Annotated in this window: 18 protein-coding genes and 2 tRNA genes; 13 read left to right on the top strand and 7 right to left on the bottom strand. The window is 71.0% G+C overall.

The genetic code is table 11. The annotated features are described in order from the left end of the window. Positions 1-21 precede the first annotated feature (21 nt). The 9 genes from LZ604_RS28260 to LZ604_RS28220 all read left to right on the top strand — a co-directional run bounded on the left by LZ604_RS28260 (position 22) and on the right by LZ604_RS28220 (position 7,879). Positions 22-1,143 carry a TIGR03364 family FAD-dependent oxidoreductase gene (locus tag LZ604_RS28260; protein WP_234518497.1) on the top strand — a complete coding sequence of 374 codons (1,122 nt, stop codon included), beginning with the start codon at positions 22-24 and terminating at the stop codon, positions 1,141-1,143. 8 nt (positions 1,144-1,151) lie between these two features. Next, positions 1,152-1,844, top strand: a complete 693-nt coding sequence (locus LZ604_RS28255) for a phosphonatase-like hydrolase (RefSeq protein WP_234518495.1) — start codon at positions 1,152-1,154, stop codon at positions 1,842-1,844. Beyond that, positions 1,841-2,890 (top strand): ABC transporter ATP-binding protein, encoded by a 1,050-nt coding sequence (locus tag LZ604_RS28250; protein ID WP_234518494.1) that lies wholly within the window; start codon positions 1,841-1,843, stop codon positions 2,888-2,890. The genes LZ604_RS28255 and LZ604_RS28250 overlap by 4 nt, the downstream gene beginning before the upstream one ends. Then, a complete protein-coding gene (locus tag LZ604_RS28245) occupies positions 2,883-3,701 on the top strand; it encodes a 2-aminoethylphosphonate ABC transporter permease subunit (RefSeq protein WP_234518493.1) in 819 nt (272 codons plus the stop codon). The genes LZ604_RS28250 and LZ604_RS28245 overlap by 8 nt, the downstream gene beginning before the upstream one ends. Further along, complete coding sequence (locus LZ604_RS28240) at positions 3,688-4,485, top strand: ABC transporter permease (protein ID WP_234518492.1); 798 nt, start codon at positions 3,688-3,690, stop codon at positions 4,483-4,485. The genes LZ604_RS28245 and LZ604_RS28240 overlap by 14 nt, the downstream gene beginning before the upstream one ends. A 57-nt stretch (positions 4,486-4,542) precedes the next feature. Further along, complete coding sequence (locus LZ604_RS28235; protein WP_234518491.1) at positions 4,543-5,604, top strand: 2-aminoethylphosphonate ABC transporter substrate-binding protein; 1,062 nt, start codon at positions 4,543-4,545, stop codon at positions 5,602-5,604. Positions 5,605-5,652: 48 nt separating this feature from the next. Further along, positions 5,653-6,432, top strand: coding sequence for an HAD-IIA family hydrolase (locus tag LZ604_RS28230; RefSeq protein WP_234518490.1), 780 nt, complete (start codon positions 5,653-5,655; stop codon positions 6,430-6,432). A 142-nt stretch (positions 6,433-6,574) separates the two neighbouring features. After that, positions 6,575-7,210, top strand: a complete 636-nt coding sequence (locus LZ604_RS28225; RefSeq protein WP_234518489.1) for a hypothetical protein — start codon at positions 6,575-6,577, stop codon at positions 7,208-7,210. A 45-nt stretch (positions 7,211-7,255) separates the two neighbouring features. Continuing rightward, positions 7,256-7,879: a class F sortase gene (locus LZ604_RS28220; RefSeq protein ID WP_234518570.1), complete on the top strand. Its 624-nt coding sequence runs from the start codon at positions 7,256-7,258 to the stop codon at positions 7,877-7,879. Positions 7,880-7,977: 98 nt separating this feature from the next. Here the strand turns inward: LZ604_RS28220 and LZ604_RS28215 are convergent. After that, positions 7,978-8,051, bottom strand: a tRNA-Lys gene (locus LZ604_RS28215). Between the two features lie 217 nt (positions 8,052-8,268). On the opposite strand from LZ604_RS28215, the gene LZ604_RS28210 reads away from it, so the two are divergent. The 4 genes from LZ604_RS28210 (at position 8,269) to LZ604_RS28195 (ending at position 12,074) form a co-directional block, all read left to right on the top strand. Then, positions 8,269-9,426 (top strand): peptidoglycan-binding protein, encoded by a 1,158-nt coding sequence (locus LZ604_RS28210; protein ID WP_234518488.1) that lies wholly within the window; start codon positions 8,269-8,271, stop codon positions 9,424-9,426. A 122-nt stretch (positions 9,427-9,548) separates the two neighbouring features. Next, on the top strand, positions 9,549-10,694 hold the full coding sequence (locus tag LZ604_RS28205) for an SPFH domain-containing protein (protein ID WP_234518486.1): 1,146 nt from the start codon (positions 9,549-9,551) through the stop codon (positions 10,692-10,694). 151 nt (positions 10,695-10,845) lie between these two features. Next, on the top strand, positions 10,846-11,469 hold the full coding sequence (locus LZ604_RS28200) for a lytic polysaccharide monooxygenase auxiliary activity family 9 protein (protein ID WP_234518485.1): 624 nt from the start codon (positions 10,846-10,848) through the stop codon (positions 11,467-11,469). Between the two features lie 140 nt (positions 11,470-11,609). Beyond that, positions 11,610-12,074: a DUF3592 domain-containing protein gene (locus LZ604_RS28195; protein ID WP_234518483.1), complete on the top strand. Its 465-nt coding sequence runs from the start codon at positions 11,610-11,612 to the stop codon at positions 12,072-12,074. 146 nt (positions 12,075-12,220) lie between these two features. On the opposite strand, the gene LZ604_RS28190 is transcribed toward LZ604_RS28195, so the two are convergent. The 6 genes from LZ604_RS28190 to ehuB form a co-directional block, all read right to left on the bottom strand. Further along, positions 12,221-12,297, bottom strand: a tRNA-Lys gene (locus tag LZ604_RS28190). Between the two features lie 77 nt (positions 12,298-12,374). Continuing rightward, the gene (locus LZ604_RS28185) at positions 12,375-13,133 is read right to left on the bottom strand and encodes an IclR family transcriptional regulator (protein WP_234518482.1); all 759 of its coding nucleotides are present in this window, start codon (positions 13,131-13,133) and stop codon (positions 12,375-12,377) included. 204 nt (positions 13,134-13,337) lie between these two features. After that, positions 13,338-14,114 (bottom strand): ectoine/hydroxyectoine ABC transporter ATP-binding protein EhuA, encoded by a 777-nt coding sequence (ehuA, locus tag LZ604_RS28180; protein WP_234518481.1) that lies wholly within the window; start codon positions 14,112-14,114, stop codon positions 13,338-13,340. A 10-nt stretch (positions 14,115-14,124) separates the two neighbouring features. Then, positions 14,125-14,775: an ectoine/hydroxyectoine ABC transporter permease subunit EhuD gene (ehuD, locus tag LZ604_RS28175; RefSeq protein WP_234518480.1), complete on the bottom strand. Its 651-nt coding sequence runs from the start codon at positions 14,773-14,775 to the stop codon at positions 14,125-14,127. After that, positions 14,772-15,470, bottom strand: coding sequence for an ectoine/hydroxyectoine ABC transporter permease subunit EhuC (ehuC, locus tag LZ604_RS28170; protein ID WP_234518479.1), 699 nt, complete (start codon positions 15,468-15,470; stop codon positions 14,772-14,774). Before ehuC ends, ehuD begins: the two co-directional genes overlap by 4 nt. Next, the gene (ehuB, locus tag LZ604_RS28165; protein ID WP_234518478.1) at positions 15,467-16,372 is read right to left on the bottom strand and encodes an ectoine/hydroxyectoine ABC transporter substrate-binding protein EhuB; all 906 of its coding nucleotides are present in this window, start codon (positions 16,370-16,372) and stop codon (positions 15,467-15,469) included. Before ehuB ends, ehuC begins: the two co-directional genes overlap by 4 nt. Positions 16,373-16,476 lie beyond the last annotated feature (104 nt).

The raw sequence follows: 16,476 nt of genomic DNA, 5'->3' as shown, positions 1-16,476 counted from the left end.
GTCCCGAGGAGCGTGGCCGTTGTGAGAGTGACAGTCGTCGGAGCCGGCGTGGTGGGCACCATGCACGCCTGGCAAGCAGTGGAGCGCGGCCACCAGGTCGTGCAGATCGAGCGGGAGGCCGAAGCCCGGGGCGCCTCGCTGCGCAACTTCGGACAGATCTGGGTGAGCGGCCGCGCGGGCGGCGACGAGCTGGAAACCGCCCTGCGGGCACGGGAGCTCTGGGAGCGGATCGGTGCCGTCGCGCCGGCGCTCGGCTTCCGCGCCAACGGATCGCTGACTCCCGTCCGCACCGACCTCGAACGGGCCGTCGCCGAGGCCGCCCTGTCCCGCCCGGACGCGGCCGCGCGCGGCTACAAGCTGCTCACCGCGGCCGAGGCGCGCGCGGTGAACCCCGCCCTGCGCGGCAGCTACCAGGCGGCCCTGTACTGCGAACGCGACGCCGCCGTCGAACCCCGCACCGCCCAGCTCGCCCTGCGCGCCGAGCTGCTGAAGTCCCCGAACTACACCTTCCTGCCGGGCCGCGAGGTCCGCGAGGTCACCGGGCCCGGCACGGTCCGCGACGACCACGGCGACGTACACCGTGCGGATGCGGTCGTGCTGTGCACGGGCGCCTGGCTCGGCGGGCTGGTGAAGGAGCTGGCGCCCGATCTGCCCGTGCGCCGTGTGCGGTTGCAGATGATGCAGACCGACCCGCTCGGCGAACCCCTGCCCACCTCGGTCGCCGACGCCGACAGCTTCCGCTACTACCCCGCCTACCGCGGGGAGGCCCTCGACCGCCTCGAAGCCGCGCAGCCGCAGACCGCGGTCGCCGCCGGCCACCGGATGCAGCTGCTGATGGTGCAGCGCGCGGACGGCGGCCTGACCATCGGCGACACCCACGAGTACGAGCACCCGTTCGCCTTCGACACGCTCGAGGATCCGTACGAGCACCTGGCGGAGGTCGTCGAGGGATTCCTCGGCCGGCCGCTGCCGAGGATCCGCCGCCGCTGGGCCGGGGTGTACGCGCAGTGCACCGACCCGGGGCGGGTCGTGCACCGGCAGCGGGTGGTCGACGGGGTGTGGCTGGTCACCGGGCCCGGGGGGCGCGGCATGACCTGCGCACCCGCGATAGCCGAGAAGACCGCGAACGAACTGGGCTGGTGAACCACCTCATGACCGACATACGTCTCATCGTGCTCGACATGGCCGGGACCACCGTCGCCGACGGCGGACTCGTCGAACGGGCCTTCGCCGCGGCCGCCGCCGAACTGGGCGTGGAGCCCGGCTCCGCCGAGCACGCGGAGAAGCTCGCCTACGTCCGCGCCACCATGGGCGAGTCCAAGATCTCCGTCTTCCGGCACCTGTTCGGCGCGGAGCACCTCGCCCGGCGCGCCAACTCCGCGTTCGAAAAGGCGTACGCCGAACTGGTCGACGGGGGACACGTCACCGAGATACCCGGAGCCCGCGCGGCCGTCGAGGAACTCCGGGCCGGCGGACGGACGGTCGTGCTCACCACCGGGTTCGCCCGCGTCACCCAGGACGCGATCCTCGACGCCCTCGGCTGGCGGGACCTGGTCCCGCTGACCCTGTGCCCGGCGGACGCCGGAGGCCGGGGGCGCCCCTACCCGGACATGGTGCTGACGGCCTTCCTGCGCACCGGGGCCGCCGACGACGTACGACGGGTCGCGGTCGTGGGCGACACCTCCTACGACATGCTCAGCGGGGTGCGCGCCGGGGCCGGCCTGGTGGGCGGGGTGCTCACCGGTGCCCACGAGGAGGCGGCGCTGCGCACCGCCGGGGCCACCCATGTGCTCGGCTCGGTGGCCGGACTCCCCGCGCTCCTGAGCGAGGTCGACCCGGCATGACCGGCATTCGCTTCGACCGGGTCTCGGTCGCGTACGGCGGGACCACCGTCCTGGACGCGCTCGATCTCACCGTCGAACCCGGCGAGGTGATGGCGCTGCTCGGGCCGTCCGGTTCCGGGAAGACGACCGCGCTGCGCGCCGTCGCCGGGTTCGTACGCCCGGCCTCGGGGCGGGTGTACGTCGGCGAGCGCGACGTCACCGGGCTGGCGCCGCACCAGCGCGGCATCGGGATGGTCGTCCAGCAGTACGCGCTCTTTCCGCATATGCGGGTCGCGGACAACGTGGCCTTCGGGCTCAGGGCCCGGAAGGTGCCCCGGCGGGAGATCCCCGCGCGGGTCGCCGAGGCGCTGGAGATGACCGGAATGGGGGAGTACGGGCGCCGGTATCCGCGCGAGCTGTCCGGCGGGCAGCAGCAGCGGGTGGCGATCGCGCGGGCGCTCGCCGTACGCCCCGGGGTGCTCCTGCTGGACGAGCCGCTGTCCGCGCTGGACGCCCGGCTGCGCTCCGGAATGCTGGCCGAACTCGCCCGGCTGCACCGCGAACTGCCGGACGTGACGATCCTGTACGTCACCCACGACCAGGTCGAGGCGCTGACGCTGGCGGACCGGATCGCGGTCATGGACCGGGCGCGGCTGCAGGACGTCGGAACGCCACGGGAGCTGTACCGGGCGCCGCGCACCGGGTTCACGGCGTCCTTCGTGGGCAACGCCAACCTGCTCCCGGTGACCGTGGGAGCGAAGGGCGTGGCCTTCGGCGGGGTCGAGCTGGAGGTGGACACGCGGGGAGCGGCGAAGGGAGCCGCGGCGACCCTGTGCGTACGGCCGCACGTCGTGGGCCTCGGCCCCGGGCCCAACCGGCTGGCCGGAGTCGTCGGCGAGATCCAGTGGCGGGGCGCCACCCACCGGCTGTACGTCGACGTGGCGGGCCACCGGGTCATGGCCGACGTACGGGAGCTGAGGCGCCCGCCGGCGCCCGGGGACGCGGTGGAGGTGCACTTCGCCCCCGAGGACGCGGTGCTGCTGGAGGCGGGGGTGTCCGGTGGTTAGGCGGCTGGCCTGGTCCCTTCCGCCGGCGGTCCTGCTCGCGGCCGCCTTCCTCTACCCTCTGGCGCTGGTCGTCCGGCAGTCCTTCCAGTCCGACACCGGGGGCACCTCCCTCAAGCCGTACACCGCTGTCTTCGCCTCGGCCGCGTTCCGCCAGGCCCTGTGGACCACCGTCTGGCTGGCGCTCGCCGCCACCGCCTGCTGTCTGGTCCTCGGGTTCTTCCTCGCCCTCGTCATCGCCTTCGTACCGTTCCCCGGGGCGAAGGCCGTCGCCCGGTTCGTCGACGTCTTCCTGTCCTTCCCCTCCTTCCTCATCACCCTCGCCCTGCTCTTCCTCTACGGCAGCGTGGGGATGGCCAACGGGCTGTGGACCGAGGCGACCGGCGAGGCCTCCGGGCCCTTCCACTTCCTCACCACGCCCTGGGGTGTCCTCCTCGCGGAGGTCACCTACTTCACGCCCTTCGTGATGCGTCCCCTCCTCGCCGCGTTCTCGCAGCTCGACACCGCGCAACTGGAGGTCGCCGCGTCGCTCGGCGCGCGGCCCGCGCGGATCGTGCGCCGGGTGATCCTGCCCGAGGCGCTGCCCGCGCTCGCGGCCGGCGGCGGACTCGTCCTCGTCCTCGCCCTCAACGAGTTCGGCATCGTGCTGTTCACCGGCGCCAAGGGCGTCAGCACCCTGCCGACGCTCGTCTACTCCAAGGCGATCCTGGAGTCCGACTATCCGGGCGCCTGTGTCGTCGCCGTCGTCAACGTCCTCGTCTCCGTGGGCCTGTACGGCCTCTACCGGGTGGTGAGCCGCCGTGCTGGTGCATAACCGCGCGGGGAAGTGGGCCGTGTGGGGTCTCTTCCTCGTCCTCTTCCTTCCCCTCTTCGCCCTGCCCCTGCTCGTGATACTCGCCGCGTCGTTCGCCGGCCACTGGTCCGGCGCGCTTCCCTCCGGCTTCACGACCGCCCACTACACGGCGGCCACCCGCGGCGACTCCCTCCAGGCACTCACCACCAGCCTGGTCACCGCGGTCACCGCGAGCCTGCTGGCCCTCGCCGTCGGCACCTGGGGCGCGCTCGGCGCGCACGCCCTGCCCAGGCCGCTGCGGCGCGTGCTCGACGCGCTCTTCGTGCTGCCCGTCGCCGTGCCCTCGGTCGTGGTCGGGCTCGCGGTCCTGGTGGCCTTCTCCCAGCCGCCCGTGCTGCTCAACGGCACCCGGTGGATCGTGATCCTGGCCCACACCGTGCTCGTCACGGCCTTCGCGTACCAGTCCGTCTCCGCGGCCGTCCTCCGGCTCGACCCCGCGTACGAGCAGGCCGCGGCCTCCCTCGGCGCCCGGCCCGCCTACGTGCTGTGGCGGATCCGGCTGCCGCTGCTGCTGCCCTCGCTGACGGCCGCCGCCGGCCTCTGCTTCACCCTGTCCATGGGCGAGTTGAGCGCCACGATGATGCTCTACCCGCCCGACTGGACCCCGCTTCCGGTCCAGATCTACGCCGCCACCGACCGAGGCCGGCTGTTCACCGGCTCCGCTCTCGCGGTGGTCCTCATGACGGCCACCCTGCTCGTCCTGTTCGCCGTGGCCCGGATCCGTACCCGGGCCGCATACCGCTGACCTCCCGACCGGCCCTTTTCCTCACCGTCCCTCACCACGCAAGGAGTTCGTCTCGCCATGCACAGAATCCCCGCCAAGCCGCTCGCCGCCGTCCTCGGCAGCCTCGTTCTCGCCGGATCGCTCACCGCCTGCGGCGGCGACTCAGGCGCCGCCGAAGCCAAGACCGTCACCGTCTACAGCGCGGACGGCCTCAAGGGCGAGAACGGAGACGGCTGGTACGACCGCGTCTTCAAGGACTTCGAGAAGCAGACCGGCATCAAGGTCGACTACGTGGAGGGCGGCTCCGGCGAGATGGTCCAGCGCGCCCTGCGCGAGCGGAGCAACCCGCAGGCCGACGTGCTCGTCACCCTGCCCCCGTTCATCCAGCAGGCGGACAGCAAGGGCCTGCTCGTGAAGTACGCGCCGCAGGGCTCCGGCGAGGTCGCCGCCGCCGACAAGGCCGCCGACGGCACCTGGACCTCCGTCGTCAACAACTACTTCGGGTTCGTCTACAACAAGAAGGAGCTGAAGAAGGCGCCCACCACCTGGGAGGAGCTGCTGGACGCGAAGTACCGCGAAAAGCTCCAGTACTCCACCCCTGGTGTCGCCGGTGACGGAACCGCCGTGCTGGTCAAGGCGATGAACGACTTCGGCGGCAAGGACGCGGCGCTCGCGTATCTGAAGAAGCTTCAGGCCAACAACGTCGGCCCGTCCGCCTCCACCGGCAAGCTCGCGCCCAAGGTCGACAAGGGAGAACTGCTCGTCGCCAATGGTGACGTCCAGATGAACTTCGCCCAGTCCAAGACCATGCCGAACCTGGGCATCTGGTTCCCGGCACGGCAGGGCGGCAGGCCGACCACCTTCGCCCTGCCGTACGCCGCCGGGCTCGTCACCAAGGCCCCGCACTCCGAGAACGGCCGGAAGCTGCTGGACTACCTGCTCGGCCGCACCGCCCAGCAGCAGGTCAGCGAGATCGGCGGCGGATTCGCGGCCCGCAAGGACATCGGGGCCACCGACGCCAACGCCACCGCGCTGACTCACCTCATGGACGGCGTCCAGGTCTTCGAGCCGGACTGGAACGACATCGACAAGAACCTTCAGACGTACGTCGATGACTGGAAAACCGCTACGAACAACTGATCGCTAGGCTGGGACTCACGCAGCACGACGCACGGCAGGAGATCGCACATGGCAGAGCGCAGGCCCATCGAGTCGTGGCTCACCGACATGGACGGTGTACTCATCCACGAGGGCGTTCCGATCCCGGGTGCCGATTCCTTCCTGAAGAGGCTGCGTGAGTCCGGCAAGCCCTTCCTCGTGCTCACCAACAACTCCATCTACACCCCGCGCGATCTGCACGCCCGGCTGAGCCGCATGGGTCTGGATGTCCCGGTGGAGAACATCTGGACCTCGGCGCTCGCGACCGCCCAGTTCCTGGACGACCAGCGGCCCGGCGGCTCGGCGTACGTCCTGGGAGAGGCGGGGCTGACCACGGCGCTCCACGACATCGGCTACATCCTGACCGACCAGGAGCCCGACTATGTCGTCCTCGGCGAGACCCGTACGTATTCCTTCGAGGCCATGACCAAGGCGGTCCGGCTGATCCAGGGCGGTGCCCGCTTCATCTGCACCAACCCCGACGAGACCGGCCCGTCCCCCGAGGGGCCGCTGCCCGCCACGGGCGCGGTCGCCGCTCTGATCACCAAGGCCACCGGGAAGAAGCCGTACTTCGCGGGCAAGCCGAACCCGCTGATGATGCGGACCGGACTGAACACACTGGGGGCGCACTCCGAGACCAGCGCCATGATCGGCGACCGGATGGACACCGACGTGCTGGCCGGCATGGAGGCCGGGATGCAGACGTTCCTGGTGCTCACCGGGCTGACCACGCCGCAGGACATCGACCGGTACCCCTACCGGCCCTCCCACGTGGTGAACTCCATCGCGGACCTCGTCGACCTCGTCTGACGCCCCGGCCCGCGCCCGGCGGCCGGGCGCGGCGGGTCCGGTGCCCGGACGGTCCTGGACCCCCCATACGGAGTAGCGGAGGTCCCGTCCGGATGCGCCGGAGTGTCCGGGATGTGAGCCTCCTGGTATCGGGAGGTTCACGATGGGTTCACTACGTCTCACTCTGTGTGCGGGTGCCGTCGTCGCGGCCGTCCTCGCGCCCACGGCATCCGCGGCGGACGCGCAGGGCGTCTTCCTGACCCCTGCGTTCCCCACGCCCGGCACCGACATCCGGCTGTCCGTGCGGGGCTGTGCCGGTGCGACCGGCAGCGCGGCGTCCGACGCGTTCGTCGCCGATGCGCGGCTCGTGGGCAGGGACGGCATGCTGACCGGCGACACCCGGGTCCGCTCCACGGCGCGTCCGGGCCTGTACTCGGTCACCGTCGGCTGTGACGGCCGGGAGGTCAAGGGCGTACTCAACGTCGGCGGAGCGGTGCCGCTCGCGCCGTCCACCTCGCTCGGCCCGGCCTCCCCGACCGCCTCCGCTTCCCCCGCCGCCTCCCGCTCCGGCGGCCCCGCGTCCCCGTCCGCCCGCGTCTCCGCACGTGCTCCCGCCGCGCCCTCCTCGCCGGTCGCGCCCGTGCACGCGGGCGGCGGCGCCATCGCGTACCGCTCGTCCACAGACGCCCGCAACGCCGCACCGGACACCCGGCAGGCGATCGTCGGACTCGTCCTGGTGAGCGTCGCCGCCGTGGTGATCATCGCGCGGAGCATCCGCCGGGGTCGTGGCCGGGAGTGAACCGTGTCCAGTGACGAACATTCCTCCGGTACCGGCCGCCTGCTGATGGGCGTCGCCTGGGTGGTCCTGCTGCTCGGTCTGTGGATGTGGGGGCGCGAGGTCACCGATGTGCACCCGGGGGTCTCCGCACCGGCGACCGGGGACATGGCCGCCGCCGGCCGGCCCCCGGACACCGAACTGCCGCCCGCGGCCCATCCGTTGGGCAAGGCCAAGCCACTGCGCGTGGACATCCCGGCCCTGGGGGTGCAGGCCCCGGTCGTGGCACGCGGTCTGGACCCCGAGGGGGCGATCGATCCGCCGCCCTTCGACCAGCCGGGCGTGGCCGGGTGGTACGGGGGCGGGGTGATGCCGGGTGCCGTCGGGGCGGCGCTGTTCGTCGGACACGTCGACACCGAGACCGGGCCCGCCGTCTTCTACAAGCTGAGCAGCCTGCGGCAGGGCGCGAAGGTGCGGGTGACGCGCGACGACGGCCGGGTCGCCGAGTTCACCGTCGAGGGCGTCCAGGTACTCGCCCGCGACCGGTTCGACGCCCACGAGGCGTACGGGACGCGGCAGTCGGGCCGGGCGGAGCTGCGGCTGATCACCTGCGGGGGCACCTTCGACCGGGCGAGCCGTACCTACACGGCGAACGTGGTGGTGTCGGCGTATCTGACGGGCGTGAAGCGGTGAGGACCACCGGGCTGTTTTCCCGGAAAGAGGTTTGATCCGGAACCATTGAGTGTGCATGCGGAAGGGCCCCTCGCCACGGCGAGGGGCCCTTCCGGTCGTGCGCCGCCAGGGACTCGAACCCCGGACCCGCTGATTAAGAGTCAGCTGCTCTAACCAACTGAGCTAGCGGCGCCTGCTGACCCGGAGAACTCTACCCGATCCCGAGCGGTGCTCCCGGCGGGCCGCCCGTCCGGGCCTCCGTCCGGGCGGCCCGTACCCCCGGGTGATCGTCCGCTATGCATCTTTCTGGGCGTCATTGGGCGATTTGAGTGGACAGTTGGAAAGCTGACACATTTACATAAATAGGACAAATCCGCCAGGGTTCGGCCAGGGAGTGTGAGGGGAATCGCATGAAGACTCCGGTATGCGAGGACATCGAGCCCGCAGGCGACTGCGACTGCCCCCGATGCGCCCGCGGACGAGGTGCCCTCCCCCGTTCCCGCCCCTGCGGGCGGACCCTGCGTCCGGCCGTCGGGGGAGTCCTCGCGCTCGCCGCCGTCGGTGCCGTGCTCGTCGGCCCCGGCGAGGCGGTGCCCGCCGTGGCGGCCACCCGGGGCACTCCCTGGCCGATCGTTCCCACCGGTGAGGAGCCGCCGTCCACGCCGCAGGGCCACACCTCACCGCTGCACGGCACGGGCGTGATGCCGAGCGGGGGGTCGATGCCCACGACGACCAGGGCCGAGATCATCAACCGGGCCAAGAAGTGGGTCGCGGCCAAGGTGCCGTACAGCATGGACGACTACTGGACGGACGGCTACCGGCAGGACTGCTCCGGCTTCGTCTCCATGGCCTGGAACCTCGGCAGCAACGAGTGGACGGGCAGCCTGGATCAGTTCGCGGTCCGCATCTCCAAGGACGAGCTGCAACCCGGCGACATCCTCCTCTTCCACAACGTCGACAATCCGGAGAAGGGCTCCCACGTCGTCATCTTCGGGGGCTGGACCAGCTACACGCACCGCAGCTACACCGCCTACGAGCAGACCCCGCCGCACGCCCGCCGCAAGACCACCCCCTACCCGTACTCGACCAATCCCACCCGCTATGTGCCCTACCGCTACAAGGGCGTCGTGGCCGGGAAGGCCGCCGAGGAGGGCAAGGACACCCCGCTCCCGGCCGGCGGCGCGCACATGCCGACGGTCGGCATTCCGGGGCTCGCCTCCGTCGGCAAGGGTGCCGACGGCACGTATGCCGCCGAGCTCGGTGGCCTGCTCGCCGTGCGCGGCCGGTCCCTTCTCCCGAGGGCCTTTGCGGGAGCCTTCCCGTCAGGGGTGCCCGCCTACCCGGGCCGGGACGCGTTCCGGCCGGGTGTCACCGGTTCCCACATCACCCGGCTGGGACGGCAGTTGGCCGAGAAGGGGTTCGGCGGGCACTACACCGAAGGGCCGGGCCCGCGGTGGAGCGAGGCCGACCGGCGCGGCGTCGAGGCGTTCCAGCGCGCCCAGGGCTGGCGCGGCAGCGAGGCCGACGGCTACCCGGGGCCCGAGACCTGGCGGCGGCTGTTCTCCTGACCCTCCGGTTCGACCCGGAGACCCTGTCCGTAATCTTCCGGCCCGGCCTCCCGGCCCGGCCCCGGTCCGCTGTCCGGCACATCCCGGCACGACACCTCCTGGCGCGGAGGGTGGAGGCAGTTATGAGCACGACGTCATCGCCGGTCCCGGAGCCCGAGGGGGCGCCGCAGGACATCGGCCCCTCGTCCGCCCGGCTCATCCACGGTGAGTCGACCACCGAGATCCCGGTCCATCTGCTGTTCCGGGAAGTCCCCGAACGGGCATCCGTGCCGCCGGCCGCGACCGTGGTGGGGCGTCGGCTCGGCACCGGTGAGCAGCCGTGCGTGCGCGGCAGCGCCGAGCCGCTGCGGCGGTCGCCGGTCTCGGATCCCGAACTGTCCGAGCGGCCGGCCCGGGTGCTGCCCGGGTCGGTGGGCGTGCTGGCCGGGCTCGGCGGCCTGTGCGGCTGCGGGGTCGTCTCGTGGTGGGCGGGCGTCCTGTCGCCGGTGGCGATGCGGGTGCTGGAGCTTCCGGCGAGCGCGGGCACCGGGATCGGGCTGGCGCAGCTGGCCGGATACGCCGGGGCGGGGTCGCTCGGCCTGCTCGGTTTCAGCGGGCTGATGCGGGGGCGCACCGGGTACGCCTGGGTGCTCGGTGTGTTCGGCCGCTACCGGGGCACGGCCCGCCGGACCGGACTGATGTGGGTGAATCCGCTGGTGGTGCGCCACCGGGCCGATGTGCGGCTGCGGCACTGGCGCAGCGAGCCGATCCCCGTGGTCGACGCCAACGGGGTCGCGTTGCGGGTGGTCGTGCTGGTGACCTGGCGGGTCAGGGACACCGCGCGCGCCGTGCTCGGCATCGACGACCACCAGGCCTATCTGCGGGAGTGCGTGGAGTCGGCCCTCGCGCGGCTGGTGCCTCAGGTGCCGGCCGACGCGTCCGCGGCAAAGGACATGGTGAGCCTGCGCAATGTCGAGGCGATCGGTGACGCGCTCACCCGGCTGGTGGCGGCGGACGTGGAGTCGGCCGGGCTGGAGGTGTTCGCGGCGCAGCCGATCCGGCTCGAGTACGCGCCCGAGGTCGCCGAGCGGCTGCAGCGCCGCCGTATCGCGGCGCTCGACGCCGAGCACCGGGACACGGTGCTCAGCACGGTGGTGGACTCGGTCGAGGACACGGTGACCCGGCTGACCATGCGGGGCCTGGTGGAACTCGACGACCTGGAGCGCAAGGCACTGGTGAAGGACCTGACGGTCGCGTTCTACACGGGGCGTCCGGCCGATGGAGGGTGAAGGAGAGGAGGAGGGGCGAAGGCCAGGGCGAAAACGGGTCGCGATTGGTATGGACATGTTCAACTCGCGACCATAGTCTGAGACTTGGTCTAGACCTGAATGTGCGCGCGCACGGCTCGAGGAACTCCCCACATCCTTCAGGAGCGGCAGCATGCGCATCCGTACGACCAGAAAGGCCAAGTGGTACGCGGCCGTGGTCGGCCTCGCCACCGCGGGCACGTTCGTGCTCTCCACCGGTGGCGCCAGCGCCCACGGCTACACCGACCAGCCGCTCAGCCGGCAGAAGATGTGCGCCGCGAACGGCGGCATCGTCACCGGCTGCGGCGACATCCAGTGGGAGCCGCAGAGCGTCGAGGGTCCGAAGGGCTTCCCGGCGGCGGGGCCCGCTGACGGCCGGATCTGTTCGGCGAACCACACCAACTTCGGCGCGCTCGACCAGCCCAGGACCCCCTCGGGCACGGCGTGGCCGACGACCAGGGTCAGCGGCGGGCAGAGCTACACCTTCCGCTGGCAGTTCACCGCCGCACACGCGACGACCGACTTCAAGTACTACGTCACCAAACCGGGCTGGAATCAGAACCACGCCCTGACCAGGGCGGACCTGAACACCACCCCGTTCCTGACGGTCCCGTACAACGGTCAGCGCCCGCCGTCCACGCTCACCCACACCGGCACCCTGCCGAGCGGGCTGAGCGGGCACCACCTCATCCTCGGGGTGTGGACGATCGCGGACACGGGCAACGCGTTCTACTCGTGCGCGGACGTCACCTTCTGAGCACCACCCTGTCCCGAATCCGTCCCGGGCCGGTTTCTGAGCTTCGCTTGAGGGGCCACGGCGACCCGGCCGGGTACGTTCCACGCACGTCGGCATGACCAGGTCGGCGTGCGTGGAGTCGTACCGGACTCGGGGGAATCATGGACTTCTTCTTCTATGCGATGCCGGGCCTGATCATGGCCGGGGCGCTGGCCATGGCGGCGAAGGTGGTCCGCCGCTCGCTCCAGTTGCGGAGCAACTGGACCAGCGGGCTGACCGCCGAGGCGCGCTGTCTGCGGACGTACTCGACGACCAGCGGCGGCGGCGACACGTCCGTCACCACCACGCTGCACCATGTCTACGAGTTCTCGACCCGCGAGGGCCGCACCGTCCGCTTCGAGGAGGCGAACGGTCCCTCGACGACGGTGGAGGGCGACATCGTGCCCGTCCACTACACGCAGGCCCACCCCGAACGCGCCACCGCACACTCCCCGGCTCCGGGGAAGGCCCTCGCGGGCACGGTCGGCATCCTCGTCTTCCTGTCGGTGATCGTCGCCTTCTGTGTCGGATTCATGGTGACGTACCACGCCTTCACGACGGACGGCTTGTTCGCGAACATGCCGTAGGCAGGAGCTCGTGACCCCGATCAGCACAGCGCGCGGCCAAGCCGCGCGTCATGCGGCGATGGCGAACGACGCCCGGCAGGACAGGACGCACATACGACGATGGCGGGTTCGGTCGCGCTCTCGCGCGAACGAACCCGCCATCATCATGGTGCGCCGCCAGGGACTCGAACCCCGGACCCGCTGATTAAGAGTCAGCTGCTCTAACCAACTGAGCTAGCGGCGCAGACTCCGTCGCTTCGCGCTCTCGCGCCCGGCGACATAAGAAATACTACCTGGTCCCGAGGGGTGCTTGTGACCACCTCAGATCGCGAGGGAGAGCAGCACCGGGGCGGCGCCCTTGTTCAGCCGGTCCGCCGCCTGCCGCAGCCGGTGTGCGTGCTCCACCGGCAGGGACAGCGCCAGGCAGCCGACCGAGGAGCCCGCGGTGATCGGGACGGCCGCGCACACCGTGCCCACCGCGTACTCCTGGAGGTCGAGCACCGGAACCGTCGGCGGATGGGCGTCGAGCCGGGACAGCAGCACCTTCTCGTTGGTGATCGTCCGCGAGGTGAGCCGCGCCATCTTGTGCCGGGAGAGATGGTCCCGCCGGCCGTTGACGTCGAGCTGCCCGAGCAGGCTCTTGCCGACCGCGCTCGCATGCGCTGAGGAGCGGAAGTCCACCCACTCGTGCACCGCGGGCGTCGCCGGTCCCTCCGCGCACTGGGTGACCTGCACCTCTCCGTCGATGTACCGGCTGATGTAGACCGCCGCGCCCACCGAGTCCCGCAGCAGGTCGAGGGTCTGCTGGAGCTTCTGCCGCAGCGCCTCCTCGTGGCCCTGCGCGGAGCCCAGCCGGCTGAGGGCGGCACCGGTGACATACGCGCCGTCGGCGGTCTGTTCCACGTAGCCCTCCCGGCGGAGCATCCGCAGGAGGGAGGTCAGCCGCTCGGAGCCGAGGCCGGTGCTGCGGGCCAGGACGGCGTCGGTGACGCCGGCGGAGTGTCGCGCCACCGTCTCGAGGACGCGCAGCGCGTCCTGGGCCGAGTGGTACGGGGCGGTCGGCTCATGGGTCAGCGCCACGATCTCCCCCTGCGCTTTTCGGGCCATTCTCGGGACAGCTCTCGGGACAGCTTGGCTGCCTCCACGATACGGCTCAAGGGCACGCCGGGGAGCGGGTGTTGACGAACTTTGTGCCGCTCAGCAGGAACGGGCCACCTCCGCATATGCCAAGGTCATGCCCCCTCGCGCTGGGCGCGGCCGGATCAGCGCATTCACCGTCCGTAGTCACAGCACTGCGCTGAGGAACTCCCGCGTGCGTGTGTGCTCGGGATCGTTGAAGATCTTCTCCGGCGCGCCCGCCTCGACCACGTGGCCGGAATCAAACATCAGGACACGGTCCGAGATGTCGCGCGCGAAGCTCATCTCGTGGGTCACGCACAGCATGGTGATGTCCGTGCTGCGGGCGATGTCACGGAGGACGTCGAGGACACCGGCGACCAGTTCCGGGTCGAGCGCCGACGTCACCTCGTCGAGCAGCAGCACCTGCGGGCGCATGGCCAGCGCCCGGGCGATCGCCACGCGCTGCTGCTGGCCGCCGGAGAGCTGGCTCGGGTACTTGTCGAGATGGTCGCCGAGCCCCACCAGGTCCAGCAGCTCACGCGCCCGCTGCTCCGCCTCGTCCCTCGACAGGCGAAGGACGGTGACCGGCGCCTCGGTGACGTTCCGCAGCACCTTCATGTTCGGGAACAGGTTGAACTGCTGGAAGACCATCCCGATGTTCTTGCGGATCTCCCCGACCTGCTTCTCACCGGCCGGGAACAGCCGCTGTCCGCCGACCGTGATCGTGCCCTCGTCGGGCTGGTCCAGGGTCATCAGCAGCCGCAGGATCGTGGTCTTCCCGGAGCCGGAGGGACCGATCAGCGTGACGTGCCGGCCCGCCTCGACCGAGAAGTCGAGCTCGTCGAGAACCGTGTGGTCGCCGAAGCGCTTGGTGACCTTCTCGAAGCGGATCAGCTCGCCGGTGGCCGCCGGCGGACGGGCGTGGGCGTCGGGTTCCTTCATCAGCGGAATGTCAGCGGGCAAGACGTCGCTCCAGGGCTCGCAGGAGGAGAGAGGCGGGATAGGAGATCAGGACGAAGGCCACACCGATGACGGTGAGCGGCTCGGTGAACTGGAAGTGCTGCTGGGAGAAGAGCCGTGCCTCGCCGAGCATGTCGAGGACGGTGATCGTCATCAGCATGGGCGTGTCCTTGAGCATCGCGATCACGTAGTTGCCGAGCGCCGGCACGACCCGGCGGATCGCCTGCGGCAGGATCACGGCCGTCCAGGTGCGCCGCGGCGGCAGGCTCAGCGCGGTGGCGGCCTCCCACTGGCCGGGGGGCACGGCGTCGATGCCGGCCCGGTAGACCTGCATCGTGTACGTCGAGTAGTGCAGGCCGATCGCGACGACCCCGGTGGTCAGCGCGGAGAAGGCGAGCCCCCACTCGGGCAGCACGTAGAACAGGAAGAACAGCTGCACCAGCAGCGGCGTGTCCCGGATGAACTCGGTCACGACCCCCACCGGCCAGCGCACCCACCGGGTGGGAGTGCGCATCAGCAGCGCCCACACCAGCCCCAGCGCGAAAGAGATCAGCGATCCGAGGGCCAGCGCCTGCAGGGTGACGAGCAGGCCGTCGAAGAAGTGCGGCATGAAGGCGCGTACGGCGCCCCAGTCCCAGGTCACGAGACACCACCTCCGACGGGCAGCGGGGCGGAGACACCCGGCCGCGGCGCCTTCCCCACCCTGGCCTTGAGCCGGCGCTCCAGGCTCCGCATGAGCCGGGTGAGCAGGAAGGCGATGAGGAAGTAGATGATCAGGACGTACGCGTAGATCTGGGCGCTCTCCTGGAGCGCGAGCCGTACCAGGTTGCCGCTGAACGCCAGGTCTCCCATGCCCATCACGGAGACCAGCGCGGTGCCTTTGAGCAGCTCCACCAGCAGATTGCAGAACGACGGGATCGTCTCCGGCACCGCCTGCGGCAGCAGGATCTTGCGCATCCGCTGCCACGGGGTGAAGCTCAGCGCGATCCCGCCCTCGCGCTGCGCCGGGTCCACGGAGTTCAGGGCGCCGCGCACGATCTCGGCGCCGTAGGCCCCGTAGGTCAGGCCCAGGGCGAGAGTGCCCGCCCACATCGGCACCAGCTGCCAGCCGAAGGCCAGCGGCAGCACGAAGAACACCCAGAAGATCATGATCAGGGCGGAGGTGCCGCGGAACACCTCGGTGTAGAAGCCGGCGAGGAAGCGGACGATCCACCGGCGATGGGTGCGTGCGATGCCGACGGCGAAGGAGACGGCCGTCGCGAGCAGCGCGCCGAACACGAGGAGCTGGAGCGTGGTCCAGACGCCTTTGAGTACGAGTTCCCACAGGCCCGTGGTCATCCGCGGCACAGCTCCTTCGCGGTCATGTCCGTCATCTCGGCCCGCGTGAAGCCGAACGGCCGCAGGACGCGGAAGAGTTCGCCGTTCGCCCGCATCTTCTTCAGCTCGGCGTTGAAGGCGTCCCGCAGCGCGGTCTCGGTGCGCCGGAAGGCGAACGCGCCTCCGTCGACGTGTGGTTTGCCCTTCACCAGAGGCGCGAAGGGCTTCGTGGCCTCGGCCGTACGGGACTTCTCGACGACCGCGCGCGTGGTCAGGGCGGTGCCGGCGAACACGTCGACACGGCCGGCCTCCACCGCGTTCAGACCCGCGACCTGGTCCGGGACGATGAGGAGGTCGCTCTCCTTGTAACCGGCCTCGACGGCGTACTGGATCTCGGCGTATCCCGTCCCGGTGGCGAGTTTCGCCTTCTTCTCGACGACGTCCCGGTAGTCGTGCAAACCCTTCGGGTTGCCTTTGCGCACGATGAAGGAGTCGAGCATCTGGTAGTCGGGATCGGCGAAGACGACCTGCTGACAGCGGTCCGGAGTGACGTACATCCCGGCGGAGACGACGTCGAACTGCTGCGAGTTGAGCCCGGGTATGAGCGAGCCGAACTCGGTCGGCACGGGCTGGACCCGGTCGACCCCGAGACGTCGGAAGACGACTTTCGCCAGCTCAGGGGCCTCGCCGGTGAGCTTGCCGTCCTTGTCGATGTAGCCGAAGGGGATCTCACCGGCGATGCCGAGGCGGACGACGCCCTGGGCCCTGAGACGGCCGAGCAGATCCCCGCCGCGGGCGCTCGACGCCTCGGCCACGCGGCTGCAGCCGACGGCGCCCAGCGCGCCGGACGCGGCGATGCCGGCGAGCAGCGACCGTCTGGTGAATGCGGGTTTCCCTGTGTGATGCGTCCGTGGTGCGGCCATGGGCGCGCGGCTACCCGGGACCAGGCGAGGTATGCGGACGAATTCTCTCGCCGCGGCCTGTGCCGCACCGGACCCGTCGGCCCGGCGCCGCGTCCCGAGGCGCG

It is taken from the genome of Streptomyces glomeratus, assembly GCF_021462825.1.
Classification (GTDB): Bacteria; Actinomycetota; Actinomycetes; order Streptomycetales; family Streptomycetaceae; genus Streptomyces; species Streptomyces glomeratus.
This window is presented reverse-complemented; position numbering and strand designations above follow the sequence as displayed.

Coding starts and splice junctions, on each gene's coding strand:
- ehuC (WP_234518479.1), bottom strand. CDS start 15,470: ATGACCACGGGCCTGTGGGAACTCGTACTCAAAGGCGTCTGGACCACG.
- LZ604_RS28230 (WP_234518490.1), top strand. CDS start 5,653: ATGGCAGAGCGCAGGCCCATCGAGTCGTGGCTCACCGACATGGACGGT.
- LZ604_RS28210 (WP_234518488.1), top strand. CDS start 8,269: ATGAAGACTCCGGTATGCGAGGACATCGAGCCCGCAGGCGACTGCGAC.
- ehuA (WP_234518481.1), bottom strand. CDS start 14,114: ATGAAGGAACCCGACGCCCACGCCCGTCCGCCGGCGGCCACCGGCGAG.
- LZ604_RS28255 (WP_234518495.1), top strand. CDS start 1,152: ATGACCGACATACGTCTCATCGTGCTCGACATGGCCGGGACCACCGTC.
- ehuB (WP_234518478.1), bottom strand. CDS start 16,372: ATGGCCGCACCACGGACGCATCACACAGGGAAACCCGCATTCACCAGA.
- LZ604_RS28225 (WP_234518489.1), top strand. CDS start 6,575: ATGGGTTCACTACGTCTCACTCTGTGTGCGGGTGCCGTCGTCGCGGCC.
- LZ604_RS28200 (WP_234518485.1), top strand. CDS start 10,846: ATGCGCATCCGTACGACCAGAAAGGCCAAGTGGTACGCGGCCGTGGTC.
- LZ604_RS28220 (WP_234518570.1), top strand. CDS start 7,256: ATGGGCGTCGCCTGGGTGGTCCTGCTGCTCGGTCTGTGGATGTGGGGG.
- LZ604_RS28205 (WP_234518486.1), top strand. CDS start 9,549: ATGAGCACGACGTCATCGCCGGTCCCGGAGCCCGAGGGGGCGCCGCAG.
- LZ604_RS28250 (WP_234518494.1), top strand. CDS start 1,841: ATGACCGGCATTCGCTTCGACCGGGTCTCGGTCGCGTACGGCGGGACC.
- LZ604_RS28235 (WP_234518491.1), top strand. CDS start 4,543: ATGCACAGAATCCCCGCCAAGCCGCTCGCCGCCGTCCTCGGCAGCCTC.
- LZ604_RS28195 (WP_234518483.1), top strand. CDS start 11,610: ATGGACTTCTTCTTCTATGCGATGCCGGGCCTGATCATGGCCGGGGCG.